Source organism: Gordonia sp. NPDC057258 (genome assembly GCF_042668985.1).
Taxonomy (GTDB): Bacteria; Actinomycetota; Actinomycetes; order Mycobacteriales; family Mycobacteriaceae; genus Gordonia; species Gordonia hongkongensis.
This window is the reverse complement of record NZ_JBHUXZ010000010.1, coordinates 23,071-36,500: the sequence shown is the minus strand read 5'-3', so window position 1 is coordinate 36,500 and position 13,430 is coordinate 23,071. Positions and strand designations below refer to the sequence as shown.

The following is a 13,430-nucleotide window of genomic DNA, read 5'->3' as shown; positions in this document are numbered from 1 at the left end:
ACGGGTCGCCGGTAGTCTCGACGCGTGGCTCTGTATCGCACCTATCGCCCGGCTACCTTCGCCGACGTCGTGGGGCAGGAGCACGTCACCGATCCGTTGAGCCGTGCCCTGGATTCCGGTCGCATCAATCACGCGTATCTCTTCTCCGGTCCCCGCGGTTGTGGCAAGACGTCGTCGGCGCGGATCCTGGCTCGTTCGCTGAACTGTGTGCAGGGCCCCACCTCCACACCGTGCGGAACGTGTGTCTCCTGTGTGGCGCTCGCGCCGGGGGGTCCGGGCAACCTCGACGTCATCGAGCTCGATGCCGCCAGTCACGGCGGTGTCGACGACACCCGCGAGCTGCGTGACCGCGCCTTCTATGCGCCCGCCGAGTCGCGCTACCGCGTGTTCATCGTCGACGAGGCGCACATGGTGACGAACGCGGGATTCAACGCGCTCCTCAAGATCGTCGAGGAGCCGCCGGAGCATCTGATCTTCGTGTTCGCGACCACCGAACCCGAGAAGGTGCTGCCGACCATCCGGTCGCGCACCCACCACTACCCGTTCCGGCTGCTCGCGCCGCCGGTCATGCGCGGTCTCCTGGAGACGATCTGTGAGCGCGAGGGCGTGACCGTCGCGTCCGAGGTGTACCCGCTCGTCATCCGGGCGGGTGGCGGTTCGCCTCGTGACTCGCTGTCGATCCTCGATCAGCTGCTGGCCGGCGCCGACGACCAGGGTGTCGCCTACGAACGCGCACTCGCGCTGCTCGGTGTCACCGACGTGGCGCTGATCGACACCGCGGTCGACGCTCTCGCCGACGCCGACGGTTCGGCATTGTTCGGCACGGTGGAGAAGGTGGTCGACGCCGGGCACGATCCTCGACGGTTCGCCGTCGACCTGCTGGAACGTCTGCGCGATCTGATTCTGCTGCAGGCTGTTCCGGACGCCGCGGACCGCGGACTCGTCGAGGCGCCGGGTGACCAGCTCGCCCGCATGCGCGCCCAGATCGAGACCCTTGGGCCCGCGTCGCTGACCAGGTTCGCCGAGATCGTGCACAACGCGCTCGGGGAGATGCGCGGCACGACGTCGCCGCGACTCCTGCTCGAGGTGATGTGCGCGCGGATGCTGCTGCCCGCGGTCTCCGACGACGACGCAGCTCTGTTGCAGCGACTCGAACGACTCGAGTCGGGGATCGGCACGACGTCGATCCCGGTACCCGCGAAACCGGCTGAACCGGAACCGGAACCGAAGTTCGTTCGACCCTCGCAGCGCAAGGCGATGGAAGAGGCCAAGGCTGCTGAGGCGTCCGAGCGCGCGGCCGCGGAAGCCGTCGAGGCCGACGCCGCGCAACCCGACGCCGGCCGGGTGCCGGAACCGGTGGTGTCTGAGCCGGTTGCGCCAGAGATGGTGGTGGAGACTCCTGCGCCGGAACCCGTCGTTGCTGAAGCGGTCACGGCAGACGCGGCGCCCGAGGCGGTTGATCCCGACTCGACCGGCGTCGCAACGGGTTCGGGGGCCGAGGCGGAGGCCGTGCTGCCCGCGGAGGAGCCCGCCGACGACGAGTCGATGCTCGACGAACTGATCGCCGACCAACCGAGTGCCGAGGCGGCAGAGGTCGAACCGGCGCCGGCCGCTGACGCCTCATCGGACGACGAGACGGCATCTCTGATCGAGGTGCCCGCCCCGCCGACGCCGCCGACTCAGCCGCCGGCACGGTCCGACCGGACCCCGTCCGCGCCCGAACCGCCGTCGCGCCATCGGACCCCGTCCGCGCCCGAACCGGAACCGATTGCCGAACCGGCGTCGACCGCGGCGTACGACGACATCCCGCTGCCCGATGAGCCCGTCGACGAGGACGACGTCCCGCCACCCGACGCGATGCCGGTCCGTGCCCGTCGGCCCGAGCCCGAGCCGGTGCCCGAACCGGAGCCCGAGCCCGAGGCGACCGCCGGGCTCGACGCCGACTCGGTTCGCAAGCGGTATCAGGACATCCGGGCCGCGGTGCGGGAACGGTCGAAGAGTCTCGAGCCGATGCTGTCGGCGGCGGTCATCGCCGACGTCGACGGGACGACCGTCGTGCTCTCGCATCCGGTCGAGGTGCTGGTCGGGCGGTTGTCCGCACCGCACGCCGTGACGATCATCCGCGAGGCGCTCACCGAGGTCTTCGGCACCGAACTCGACGTGCGTACCGTGCACCAGGCGCCGGGCGCCGCCGCACCCTCCGCCACGTCGACCGCGCCGCCGACGAAGCAAGCGGCCAAGGCTCGGCAGTCGTACTCACGTCCGAGCCGCGCGCGTGACCAGTCGGCGACGCCGGCCCCCACACCGGAGCCGGTCGCCGAACCGGAGGAGCCCGAGCCGCCACGTGCCGACGAGGACATCCCGCACGACGAACGCGCGGAGATGGTGGCCGATGCACGCACCGGCAGCCCCGAGCAGCGGCTCGACCCCGACCAGGTGGCGCTGGAACTACTCAAATCGGAGCTGGGGGCACGGCCGCTCGAGTGACCGGGTGCGCTCGGGAAGCTTTGTCTGAAAACCGCCCCGCGCAACAGGTTCGACGACGATACGCCGCGTGTCCGATTTCTGAGGGCGGTTTTCAGAGGCGGGTCGGGCTCAGGCGTCCCACCACGGCCGGAGTGGCACCTGGTGGCCGCCGTCCTCGTCGAGTTTGGTGGCGAGCACGTGGTGAAGCTGGATGATGTTGCGGTCGAAGCCAATTCGGCAACCGGCCATGTAGAGGCCCCACAGCCGCGCGGTGCCCTCGCCGACCTCGGCCACCGCTTCGTCCCAGTGCTCGACGAGGTTGATGTTCCAGTCGCGCAGCGTCATCGCGTAGTGCTCGCGGAAGTTCTCTTCGTGGATGACCTCCATGCCGCCGATGTCCTGCAGCTTGGAGATGATCTTGCCGGAGCCGGTGAGCTCGCCGTCGGGGAAGACGTAGCGGTCGATGAACGATCCCGCCTTGCTGCGGCTCGCGTTGTCGGGGCGCGTGATGCAGTGATTCAGCAGCATGCCGCCGGGACGGAGCTTGTCGCGCATGAACCCGAAGTAGGACGGGTAGTTGTGGACACCGATGTGCTCGGTGAGCCCGATGGACGACACCGCGTCGAAGCCGCTCTCGGCAACGTCGCGGTAGTCGCTGTGCCGGACCTCGGCGAACTCGCCGAGCCCTTCGTCGGCGATCGCTTTCTGGGCCCACTGTGCCTGTTCGGCGGACAGCGTCGCCCCGATCGCGTGGACACCCCTACGCGCGGCATAGCGGACCATTCCGCCCCAGCCACATCCGATGTCGAGGAGGCGGTCGCCGGGCTTGAGGCGGAGCTTCTCGAAGATGAGGCGGTACTTGTTCTCCTGCGCGGCTTCCAGCGATGCGTCGCGTTCCGGGTAGACGGCGCAGGTGTACGTCATCGAAGGTCCGAGCACCCACTCGTAGAACGTGTTCGAGACGTCGTAGTGGTAGTGGATGACCTCGGCATCACGAGACTTGCTGTGCCGCAGTCCTTCCGCAAATCGACGCCAGCGCGGCAAGGCCTCCTGCGGCGGCGGTGCGATCGGCTTGAAGTGATCGATGCCCAGCGACCGCGCGATGTGGGCGAGCGACAGGGGGGAGGGGCGGTGGAACTGCAGGTTGCTGGCCAGTGCCTTCAGCGCGGGGTACGGATCACCGGGGTGCGCGCCGATGAGTTCGAGATCGCCTGCGGTGTAGGCGCGCGCGAGTCCGAGATCGCCGGGTGCGGTCACCAGATACGTTGTTCCGCGCGGGGTCTTCAGGTCGAGGCCGTACTGGGCGTCGACGGGTCCGGCGCTGCTGCCGTCGTAGGCGGTGATCCGGATCGACAGGTTTCCGCCGAGGAGTGTTTCGAAGATCTCGGCGAGGGTCATCTTGCCGGCGTGCGAGTCCACACTCGACGCCGAACTCTCCTTGAACGTGGTCATTGGCGTTTCACCGCTTTCGAGTAGAGGTCCAGCAGACGACCCCGCGGGTCGTACCGCTTCTTGAGGAGCCGATAACTCTCTCCGCCGTAGAGTTCGTCGAACTCCTCCGGCGTGTAGAAACTCTCTGAATACAGCGACTTGTGGCCGTCGAGTTCGGCGACCTTGCGTTCGATGGTCTTGTTGGTGTGCCCGGGATCGCCCGGGGTGACCGGCACGGCGGACCAGAAGCCTACATTGACGTACGTGCGTTGCGGGGCAAGGGGATACAGCGGCCAGGGGCGTACCGGATCGGCGCCGGGGAGGGCGGGCTCGCGAAGCCGGAGGGGGCACAGCCAGATCGGTTCGATGGGAATCTCGGAGAGGAACCACTCGACGTAGTCGGCGGTCCGGTCGATGGGAACCTCGATGTCCTGCACGACGCGTTCACCCGCCGGTAGTCCCTTGCGGGCGTTCAACCGGTCGCCGATGTCGAATCGCTGGTCGAGACCGATCAGCTTCCAGTAGAAACTGCTGCGGAGGTACCGCTTCGGCCACCAGCGCCGGATTCGCGGATTCTGTGCGCCGAAGGCGCGTGAGCACCAGAACCAGTCGGTGTCCCAGCGCCAGAGGTAGTCGTGGATCGTCAACCTATCGGTCGTCTTCTGTTGGATGGATCGATAGAAGATGTCCATCCCGGTGTAATCGCTGACCGGTCCGTCCTCGCCGGTCTGGCGGCCGAGCGTCAGATAGGACTCGTTGGCGGAGAACACGACTCCGTCGAGGTAGTCGACCGGTTCGCCGTCGTGCGACTTCGTGGTGACGATCGTGTCCATCGCCGACTGGAGGTCGACGATGCTCGTGAACCGAAGATGGCGCAGTGCCACATACGGCTTCACCGGCTCCAGCTCGATGCGTAACCGCACCGAATAGCCGAGCGTGCCATAGGAATTCGGGAAACCGAAGAAGAGGTCGGCATGTTCGTTGGTGGGCGTCGCGGTCAGGATCTCGCCGTCGCCGGTGAGGATGTCGATCTCGAGAACCGACTCATGGGGCAGTCCGGAGCGGAAGGACGTGCTCTCGATGCCGAGTCCGGTGACCGCGCCGCCGAGGGTGATCGTCTTGAGCTGTGGGACTACCAGCGGTGCGAGGCCGTACGGCAGAGTGGCCGCGACGAGGTTCTCGTAGGTGCACATGCCGGCGACGTCGGCGGTCCGCGCTTCGGGATTCACCGAGATGACCCGGTCGAGCCCGGAGACGTCCAGTCCCGGATGCGGATTGGCGGCGCGCTTACGAAAGAGGTTGGACGTCTTCTTCGCAAGACGCACGGTTGCCTGCGGCGGGATGGCACGATAGCTGGCCAGAAGGTCGGCAACCCCCTGGTCGAATGCCGCTCCCCCCATCTCGAGCCCGTTGGTCACCCGGTTAGCCTAGGACTTGATCAGTTCGCCCGCCAATCGTTTCGTAACTGAGGAGTGTCCAATCGTGGGTCAGGTTTCCGCATCGCAGTCGCTCGACATCGCCGCCGCCCCGGACGCCGTGGTCGGAGCTCTCGCCGACTATGAGGTCGTGCGGCCGGCCATCCTCCCGGAGCAGTACCGCGACTACAAGGTGATCAGCGGCGGCAAGGGCGACGGCACCGTCGTGCACTGGATTCTGCAGGCCACGTCGAAGCGGCAGCGCGACGTGCAGGCGACCGTCAGCGTCACCCCGGACACCGTCACCGAGCGCGACGCCAACTCGACGATGGTGACCACCTACTCCGTCGCGGCATCGGGCAGCGGTTCGCGCGTCACGACCACCACCACGTGGCAAGGGGCCGGCGGCATCGGTGGGTTCTTCGAGAAGACATTTGCGCCGAAGGGTCTCAACCGGATTCAGGCCGAGGTCCTCGGCAACCTGAAGAAGCGCCTCGAGAGCTGACGGCTCGGCATCTCCGACCGCGGCGCTCGATGACCTGCTCACCCGACAGCGTGCGATGACCGGCGCGGGATCGACCGATCCCGTCCGGCGCCGCCGTGGCCGGGCAAGGCCGTCGCCCTTGCCCATGCGCGACGGCGTCGACGCCACGCGCGTGGTGTTGCGTTCGGGGCCGGAGCTGACCGTCGGTCAGGCGCTGCTGGCCGCGCCCGTGCTGGCGGGGCTGACCGCCGACGATCTGGGTCGACGCGCCGCCGCGGGCGAGATCGTCGATGCCGACGGCCGACCCGCGGATCTGGCCGCGCCGTCGAGCCGCAATGTCTCGCTGTACCTCTACCGCGACCTCGACGACGAGATCGCGGTCCCGTTCGACCTGCCGGTGATCCACCACGACGAGAACATCGTCGTGGTGGACAAGCCGCACTTCCTCGCCACGATGCCGCGGGGCCGTCACGTGACCGAGACCGCGCTGGTGCGGCTGCGTCGAGAACTGGGCTCCGACACCGTCTCGCCGGCGCACCGCCTGGACCGCCTCACCGCCGGGGTGCTGCTGTTCACTCTGCGGCCCGAGGTGCGCGCGGCCTATCAGGACCTGTTCGCGTCCCGGACCGCCCGCAAGGAGTACCTCGCGCTCGCGCCGGCCGACGAGGCGCTGGCGTCGACCGTGACCGTGCGGGACCGGATCGAGAAGACCGCGGGCGACCTGCGCGCCCTCGTGGTGGACGGGCCGGTCAACGCCATCAGCGACATCACCCTGACCGAGGTCGTCGGCGGCCTCGGCGTCTACCGAATGGTGCCGCACACCGGCCGCACCCATCAGCTCCGGTTGCACATGGCGTCGCTCGGGGTGCCCATCGTCGACGACCCGCTCTACCCCGACGTGCGGCCGGGACTCGCCGCGCTTCCCGATCACGGGGACTTCACCCGGCCGCTACGCCTGGTCGCCCGGGCGCTGGAGTTCACCGACCCGCTGACCGGCGAGGAGCGCCGGTTCGAGAGCCGACGCCCGGTGGTCGGGATAGGGCCACGATCTACCCTGGCGCCATGACCATCCGCGCGTCCTACGAACGGCATCCCGACCTGGGCTGCGAGGCCGTGGTCTTCATCGACGACGAGTCGCTGGCCTGTTTCCAGATCCAGCGCGATCTGGTCGGCGGGCCGCGCGCCGACGAATACTGCGTCACCACGGGAGCCAGTGCGCCTGTCTACGGCGGGATCACGCAGTGGCGTCGCATCGACGACCGATTCGAGTTCGCGCTCACCGCGCGCGCCGGTCGGCTGTTCGGCGACGAGGTCCTGTCCTTCGAGGTGGCCGCCGTCGAGGAGTCGACCGTCGACGACATCGCCGCGCATGTCGATCGGTTGCTGCGCTGACGCTGCGACTACCCTGGGCCGGGTGACGCAACCATTCGATCCCAGCGCGTTGTTCGGCGGCGGTCAGGGCGGGGAGAACCCGATGGCCGGACTGCTGGCCCAGGCGCAGCAGATGCAGGAGAAGCTCCTGTCGGCGCAGAACGAGATCGCGGCGGCGGAGGTGGTCGGCAGTGCGGGCAACGGGCTCGTGACCGTGACCGGCAACGGCACCGGTGAGGTGACCGCCGTGTCGATCGATGCGAAGGTCGTTGATCCCGACGACGTGGAGACCCTGCAGGACCTGTTGCTCGGTGCGTTGGCCGACCTGTCGGAGAAGCGCGAGCAGCTGGCCAGTGAGAAGATGGGCCCGCTCGCCGGGGGTCTCGGCGGCGGCCTCCCCGGATTGGGCGGCTGAGTACGCCCACCCGCGTACGACGCCGAACGACGAGTAGGAATCCCGGACACCGTGGACGCAGATCAGCATGTATGAGGGACCGATCCAGGACCTGATCGACGAGCTGGCCAAACAGCCGGGCCTCGGTCCGAAGGGCGCCCAGCGCATCGCGTTCCACCTGCTGGCCGGGGAGAAGTCCGACATCGATCGACTTGTCGCCGCGCTGGGACGGGTCCGCGACGACGTCGTCTTCTGCGCGGAGTGCGGGAACGTCTCGGCCAATCGCCTGTGCCGGATCTGTTCCGACGCCCGCCGCGACGCCAGCAAGATCTGTGTCGTCGAGGAGCCGAAAGACGTGCACGCGATCGAACGGACCAAGGAGTTCACCGGGCGCTACCACGTACTCGGTGGTGCTCTCGACCCGTTGTCCGGGATAGGCCCGGATCAGTTGCGTATCCGTGAACTGCTGCGTCGGCTGGCCAATCAGGAAGACGGCGTCGACGTCTCCGAGGTGATTGTCGCGACCGACCCGAACACCGAGGGCGAGGCGACCGCGACCTACCTCCAGCGCATGCTGAAGGACTTTCCCGGCCTGTCGGTCACCCGGCTCGCGTCGGGGCTGCCGATGGGCGGCGACCTCGAGTTCGCCGACGAACTCACCTTGGGTCGTGCACTGTCGGGTCGTCGCATCCTGGCGTGAGGTCGGTGGCCGTCGTACCCGGCAAACCGGACGGCTAGGGTCATGTGGTGATCTCGCGTACTGGGTGGCGTCGTCGTGTCCGGGGTGTTGCAGCAGGCCTGACGGTGGTGGTCGCGGGCGGCCTGGTGGGTGCCGTACAAGGCGTGCAGCCGCCCGAAGCATCCGCTGCGCCGGCGCTCGATTGGCAGGCATGCCCCGCGGTGCACGGCGTACCGGCGACGGTCCGGTGCGCGACGGTCGAAGTTCCGCTCGACCACTCCGAGCCGAACGGCGAGACCATCGAGATCGGCGTGAGCCGTATGCAGGCGCGCGACCAATCCCGGCGTCGCGGTGTCGTGATGGGCAACCCGGGCGGCCCGGGCGGCGACGGCATCGCGATGTTCAGTCAGCTGCGCCCGCCGGCGGCCATGCTCGACGAATGGGATCTGGTGGCCGTGCAGCCGCGTGGTCTGGTGTCGGGCACACCGCTGCGCTGCGATCCGATCACCGGCGACGAGCCCGAACTGATGACGGCGCTGGGCAAGCTGAATCGCGATCGCTGCGAGGCGCGTACGCCGGGCCTCGGGGCGACGCTCACCACCGAGAACACCGCCCGTGACATGGAGGTCGTCCGGCGGCTGCTCGGCGAACCGAAGGTCAGCCTCTACGGCATCTCGTACGGCACCCTGCTGATGTCGACGTACGCGACACTGTTCCCGCAGCGCGTCGACCGGATGGTCCTCGACTCCGGTTTCGACCCGGGCGTGGTGTGGAACAGCCTTCTCTCCGTGCAGACACCCGGCTACAAGGCGCGGGTGCACGAGATGATGGCGTGGATCGCGCGCCACGACCGGATCTACCATCTCGGCACGACGCCACTCGCCGTGTACCGGAAGTGGAGCGACCGGGTCAGTGCCGAGGCCGGTGTGCCGCCATCGCTGCTGGCACCTCCCGCGCAGGTCGGGGACGTGCCGCCGGGCCTGCGGGCGGTCGCGCAGCAGTACATCGCGGGAACCGATCTGACCGCCGACGCGCGTGCCAGGTTCGAGAACCTGGTGTTCACCTTGCTCCGGCCCGGGTCGCTACAGCTGACGTCGCAGCTACTGGTGCTCACCCGCGCGCTCGCTCCTGATCGCAACTCCTGGCCGACGGTGGCGCTGATGACCGCGACCCCCGGCCGGAAGCTGCCCACCCCGGGCCCCGCCGCGCTCGAGGCCGCCCAGGTCTCGCAGGACATGCAGGCCGCGGTCCTGTGCAACGAGAACCAGGTCCCCGCGCAGCCGTCGCTCGGCTTCCAGGCGTTCGTCGCGAACTACGTGACCGGGGATCCGTTCGAAGCGCCTGGTCTCGCCTACGAGTCCGGCCTCGCGTGTGCCGGAGCGCCGGCGCTTGCGCGGCCGGTCGAGATCCGCAACCGCGGGCTGGCGGTGGCGCCCCTGCAGATCCAGAGCGTCGGCGACCCGCAGACCCCGTATCGCGGGTCGCTGAAGATGCGTGAACTCATGCGCAGCCACCTCATCACCGTCGGTGGTGGCGACCACGCGCAGCTCGGTCGCGCCAACAAGCCACTCGACGACGCCATCGTCGAGTACTTCCGCACCGGCCGGACCTCGGTGCAGCGCGTCCCCGAAGCCCCGATCACGGCTCCGCTCACCCGGTTGCCCTCGGCGTTCGCGTCCGGGGCGGCCGGTCGGTGACCCACCCTGATCTGGTGAGCCCGCAGACCCGCGCCCGTGTGACCGAACTGGCCGCTCGCCTCGACGCCGGGATCGTCGCGATCGACGGACCGTCCGGAGCGGGCAAGTCGACGATCGCCGATCTCCTGGTCGCGGACCTGCGCGCTCGGGGAGTCGGGGTGACCCTGGTCCGCACCGACGACTTCGCGACGTGGGACGATCCGGTTGCGTGGTGGCCGGAGCTGGAAACCGATGTGCTGCACCCCTTCACCCGACGACGCGACTACCGGTACCGGCCCCGCGTGTGGCAGGACGGCGTCCCGGCCCCCGGGCCCCGCGTGTGGATCGAGTGGCAGCCGCTCCTGATCATCGAAGGGGTGTCGTCGGCGCGGCGCCGGATCGCCGGCCGCCTGTCCCACGCGCTGTGGCTCGACGGCGGGACCCCGAGCGAACGGCTCGAGCGGACGGTCGCCCGCGACGGCGAGGACGCGCGAGGTCATCTTCAGGCGTGGCAGGAGTTCGAGCGCGGCTGGTTCGGCGTGGATCGCACGCGAGAACGGTGCGTCGTACTGGACTGAGCCGGCTTGGACTGAGGGGTCTCGGACTGACGGTCCCGTCGGCCGACCGGGATGCCGAGCGGACGCCGCGGTTAGTGTCGAGGGATGGCCACCCGACGACGCTTCCGTGATCTGGCGGAGCTCGACGCGCAGCTGATCGAGTGCCGTGCATGCCCGCGCCTCGTCGAATGGCGGGAGTTGGTCGCGCAGGAGAAGCGACGCGCGTACGCCGACGAGGAGTACTGGGGGAGGCCGGTGGCCGGTATCGGTCCGGCGGATGCGCGACTGCTGATCGTCGGCCTCGCCCCCGCGGCGCACGGCGGGAATCGGACCGGGCGCATGTTCACGGGTGACCGCAGCGGCGATGTCCTGTTCTCGGCGCTGTATCGCGCCGGCCTTGCGAGCCAGCCGCATTCGGTCGCGATCGGCGACGGGCTGGAACTCTTCGACACACGGATCACCGCGCCCGTGCACTGCGCCCCACCGCAGAACAAGCCGACGGTCGCCGAACGCGACACCTGTTCGTACTGGTTGCACGCCGAACTGGAACTGCTCGCGCCGACGGTCCGCTCGGTGGTCACGCTGGGCGGATTCGGTTGGCAGTCAACGCTTCGCACCTTCGCGAAACTCGGCTGGACGGTGCCGAAGCCGATGCCGAAATTCGGCCACGGTGTCTCCACGACCCTCGTCCGCGACGGTACCGAACTCGAGGTGTTCGGCTGCTACCACGTGAGCCAGCAGAACACCTTCACCGGACGGCTGACGGTCGAGATGGTCGTCGACGTGCTCACCGCCGCGGCACGGTCGGCGGGGATCGAGAGCGGGTGAGGCCCTTCGAGGCTCGTCGCTATCGCTCCTCGCACCTCAGGGAGCGGAGGGGTGCGTCGCCATCAGTGCGGTCCAAGTCCCTACCGACGCCGGCCGGCGGTGAGCCGCTCCCGGCGGAGCCGGTCTACCTCGGGAAGGTCAAGCGGTGCAAGCGTTTCGACGCCGAGCGCGGTGGCCAGGAGGTGATCGGCGAGTTCGGGGTTGCGGGCCAGTGCCGGACCGTGCATGTAGGTGCCGATGACGCTGCCCTGGACGACGCCCTCGGTGCCGTCGCCGACGCCGTTGCCCACGCCGTGCCGTACCCGACCCAGTGGGGCCGCGTCGGACCCGAGAGTCGTTCCGCCGCGGTGGTTCTCGAAACCGGTGAGGGACTGTGACAGTCCTGGGAGGGTCGGATCGACGAGCAATTCGCCGATACTCCGCTCCGCCTGGGGCGCCGTCGTGAGATCGAACAGGGAGATGCCGTCGACGCGTTCGCCCGCCGATGTCTCGTACCAGTGGCCGAGCACCTGGATGGCGGCGCAGATGGCCAGCACCGGCCGTCCGGCCGCCGCCGCCTGCTGCAGACCCGGGTAGCGCGTGAGGTGCCGGGTGGCGAGCCGCTGCGCGTAATCCTCGGCGCCACCGAGGGTGTAGACGTCGAGCGAGTCGGGGACCGGATCGTCGAGGGTGATGTGGATGACCTCGGCGTCGATGCCACGCATCAGTGCGCGGCGCTTCAGGACGAGGGCGTTCCCACCGTCCCCGTAGGTACCCATGACGTCGGGCAGGACGAGGCCGATCCGCAGGGTCGATTCGCTCACTGCTCCGCCTTCCGTGATCGTGCTGCGCGTTCCAGGGCGGTGCCGAGATCGCGGAACGCCGTGTAGTTCGCCAGGACCTCGACGCGTCCCGGCGGGCAGGATGCGATGGCGGCCATTGGGTCCGGGATGGTGGTGTGTTCGGCGCCCGCGTAGAGCAGCCGGACCGACAGGTCGGCGGCGCGCTCGCCGGCCGCGACGACCTGCATGGTCTCGAACGCCTCGAAGCGCACGTCCCACAACCAGGACAGGTCCTCGCCGTCGGGCACCTGGCCGTTGACCGCGATCACCAGCCCGTCGGCGTCCTGGTCGATCATCGACATCGCTTCTTGCCACCCGGCCGGGTTCTTCGCGAGAAGTGTTCGGACCGAGTGGTTTCCGACCTGGTGGATGCCGTACCGGCCGGCGACCTCGCCGACGGTGCCGACGGCGGCCACCGCGTTGCGCGGGTCGGCGCCCATCGCGACGGCCGCGGCCACCGCCTGCGTCGCGTTGCCGCGGTTGGCCCTGCCGGGCACCGCGAGCTCCAGGGGAGCGCTGAAACCGTCGGGGCCGTAGATGTTCTCGTCGTCGAACCACCAGTCGGGGGTGGGGCGGCGGAAGTTGTCGTCGCCGGTCGACCGCCACCCCTCCTCGGAACGGACGATGGGCTCGCCGGTACGGGGGCAGCTGACGGAATCGCCGACCCAGCTCGCGCCGGCGGCGACCCAGACCACGTCCGGGGCGTCGAAGGCGGCCGACGTCACCAGGACGTCGTCGCAGTTGGCGATCACCGTGGTCTCGGGATGACGTGCGATGCCTTCACGCAGCCGACGCTCGATCATGTTGATCTCCCCGACTCGGTCGAGCTGATCCCGGGAGAGGTTGAGCATCACGAGGACCTCGGGGTCGACGGCGTCGCTGACGTGCGGGACGTGCAGTTCGTCGACCTCGAGCGCGCAGAACGGCGCCGTCCGGCTCAGGGTCAGCGTCGCGATGATGCCGGCGTCCATGTTGGCGCCGTCGGCCTGGGTGGCGACCTCGCCGAGTTCGGCCATCGCGGCCGCGGTCATCCGTGTGGTCGTCGACTTCCCGTTGGTGCCGGTGACGATCGCGGTGCGTTTGCCCGCGGCGAGCCGACCCATGATCTGGGGGTCGATCTTCGCGGCGACCAGACCGCCGATCATCGACCCCTTGCCCCGTCCCGCGGTGCGCGACGCCCACCGGGCCGCGGCCGCAGCACCCAGGGCGATGGCGGTACGGGCGGGAACACGGGTGTTCGTACGGGTTGCAGAACCGGCGGAAGAGAGTCGGTCGGGCATGCGCACGAGTGTGTCACAGGCCGATCCG

At 69.1% G+C, this 13,430-nt stretch carries 13 protein-coding genes; 9 read left to right on the top strand and 4 right to left on the bottom strand.

Annotated features, from left to right (window positions below; genetic code table 11):
* Positions 1 to 24: 24 nt before the first annotated feature.
* On the top strand, positions 25 to 2,487 hold the full coding sequence (locus ACFUEJ_RS09695; RefSeq protein ID WP_078111805.1) for a DNA polymerase III subunit gamma and tau: 2,463 nt from the start codon (positions 25 to 27) through the stop codon (positions 2,485 to 2,487).
* A gap of 108 nt (positions 2,488 to 2,595) precedes the next feature.
* Here the strand turns inward: ACFUEJ_RS09695 and ACFUEJ_RS09690 are convergent, their stop codons facing one another.
* Complete coding sequence (locus ACFUEJ_RS09690) at positions 2,596 to 3,918, bottom strand: class I SAM-dependent methyltransferase (RefSeq protein ID WP_388028928.1); 1,323 nt, start codon at positions 3,916 to 3,918, stop codon at positions 2,596 to 2,598.
* A complete protein-coding gene (locus ACFUEJ_RS09685; RefSeq protein ID WP_058251142.1) occupies positions 3,915 to 5,297 on the bottom strand; it encodes an FAD-binding oxidoreductase in 1,383 nt (460 codons plus the stop codon). The genes ACFUEJ_RS09690 and ACFUEJ_RS09685 overlap by 4 nt, the downstream gene beginning before the upstream one ends.
* Before the next feature lie 82 nt (positions 5,298 to 5,379).
* Here ACFUEJ_RS09685 and ACFUEJ_RS09680 point away from each other — a divergent pair, with 82 nt between their 5' ends.
* The 8 genes from ACFUEJ_RS09680 (at position 5,380) to ACFUEJ_RS09645 (ending at position 11,301) form a co-directional block, all read left to right on the top strand.
* Complete coding sequence (locus ACFUEJ_RS09680) at positions 5,380 to 5,817, top strand: SRPBCC family protein (protein ID WP_058251042.1); 438 nt, start codon at positions 5,380 to 5,382, stop codon at positions 5,815 to 5,817.
* Between the two features lie 124 nt (positions 5,818 to 5,941).
* Positions 5,942 to 6,862: a pseudouridine synthase gene (locus ACFUEJ_RS09675; RefSeq protein WP_189340148.1), complete on the top strand. Its 921-nt coding sequence runs from the start codon at positions 5,942 to 5,944 to the stop codon at positions 6,860 to 6,862.
* Positions 6,859 to 7,188, top strand: a complete 330-nt coding sequence (locus tag ACFUEJ_RS09670) for a hypothetical protein (RefSeq protein ID WP_058251043.1) — start codon at positions 6,859 to 6,861, stop codon at positions 7,186 to 7,188. The genes ACFUEJ_RS09675 and ACFUEJ_RS09670 overlap by 4 nt, the downstream gene beginning before the upstream one ends.
* Positions 7,166 to 7,582, top strand: a complete 417-nt coding sequence (locus ACFUEJ_RS09665; RefSeq protein WP_388028923.1) for a YbaB/EbfC family nucleoid-associated protein — start codon at positions 7,166 to 7,168, stop codon at positions 7,580 to 7,582. The genes ACFUEJ_RS09670 and ACFUEJ_RS09665 overlap by 23 nt, the downstream gene beginning before the upstream one ends.
* A gap of 67 nt (positions 7,583 to 7,649) precedes the next feature.
* Positions 7,650 to 8,261, top strand: a complete 612-nt coding sequence (gene recR, locus ACFUEJ_RS09660; RefSeq protein ID WP_058251045.1) for a recombination mediator RecR — start codon at positions 7,650 to 7,652, stop codon at positions 8,259 to 8,261.
* A gap of 44 nt (positions 8,262 to 8,305) precedes the next feature.
* Entirely contained in the window at positions 8,306 to 9,937 is a 1,632-nt protein-coding gene (locus tag ACFUEJ_RS09655) for an alpha/beta fold hydrolase (RefSeq protein WP_058251046.1), read from the top strand.
* A 14-nt stretch (positions 9,938 to 9,951) separates the two neighbouring features.
* A complete protein-coding gene (locus ACFUEJ_RS09650) occupies positions 9,952 to 10,494 on the top strand; it encodes a (d)CMP kinase (protein WP_091344307.1) in 543 nt (180 codons plus the stop codon).
* An 84-nt stretch (positions 10,495 to 10,578) separates the two neighbouring features.
* Positions 10,579 to 11,301 carry a uracil-DNA glycosylase gene (locus ACFUEJ_RS09645; protein WP_388028918.1) on the top strand — a complete coding sequence of 241 codons (723 nt, stop codon included), beginning with the start codon at positions 10,579 to 10,581 and terminating at the stop codon, positions 11,299 to 11,301.
* Between the two features lie 80 nt (positions 11,302 to 11,381).
* On the opposite strand, the gene ACFUEJ_RS09640 is transcribed toward ACFUEJ_RS09645, so the two are convergent.
* Both ACFUEJ_RS09640 and ACFUEJ_RS09635 read right to left on the bottom strand, forming a co-directional pair.
* A complete protein-coding gene (locus ACFUEJ_RS09640; RefSeq protein ID WP_247451078.1) occupies positions 11,382 to 12,104 on the bottom strand; it encodes a type 1 glutamine amidotransferase in 723 nt (240 codons plus the stop codon).
* Positions 12,101 to 13,402 (bottom strand): MurT ligase domain-containing protein, encoded by a 1,302-nt coding sequence (locus tag ACFUEJ_RS09635; protein WP_259935284.1) that lies wholly within the window; start codon positions 13,400 to 13,402, stop codon positions 12,101 to 12,103. The genes ACFUEJ_RS09640 and ACFUEJ_RS09635 overlap by 4 nt, the downstream gene beginning before the upstream one ends.
* Between the last annotated feature and the right edge of the window lie 28 nt (positions 13,403 to 13,430).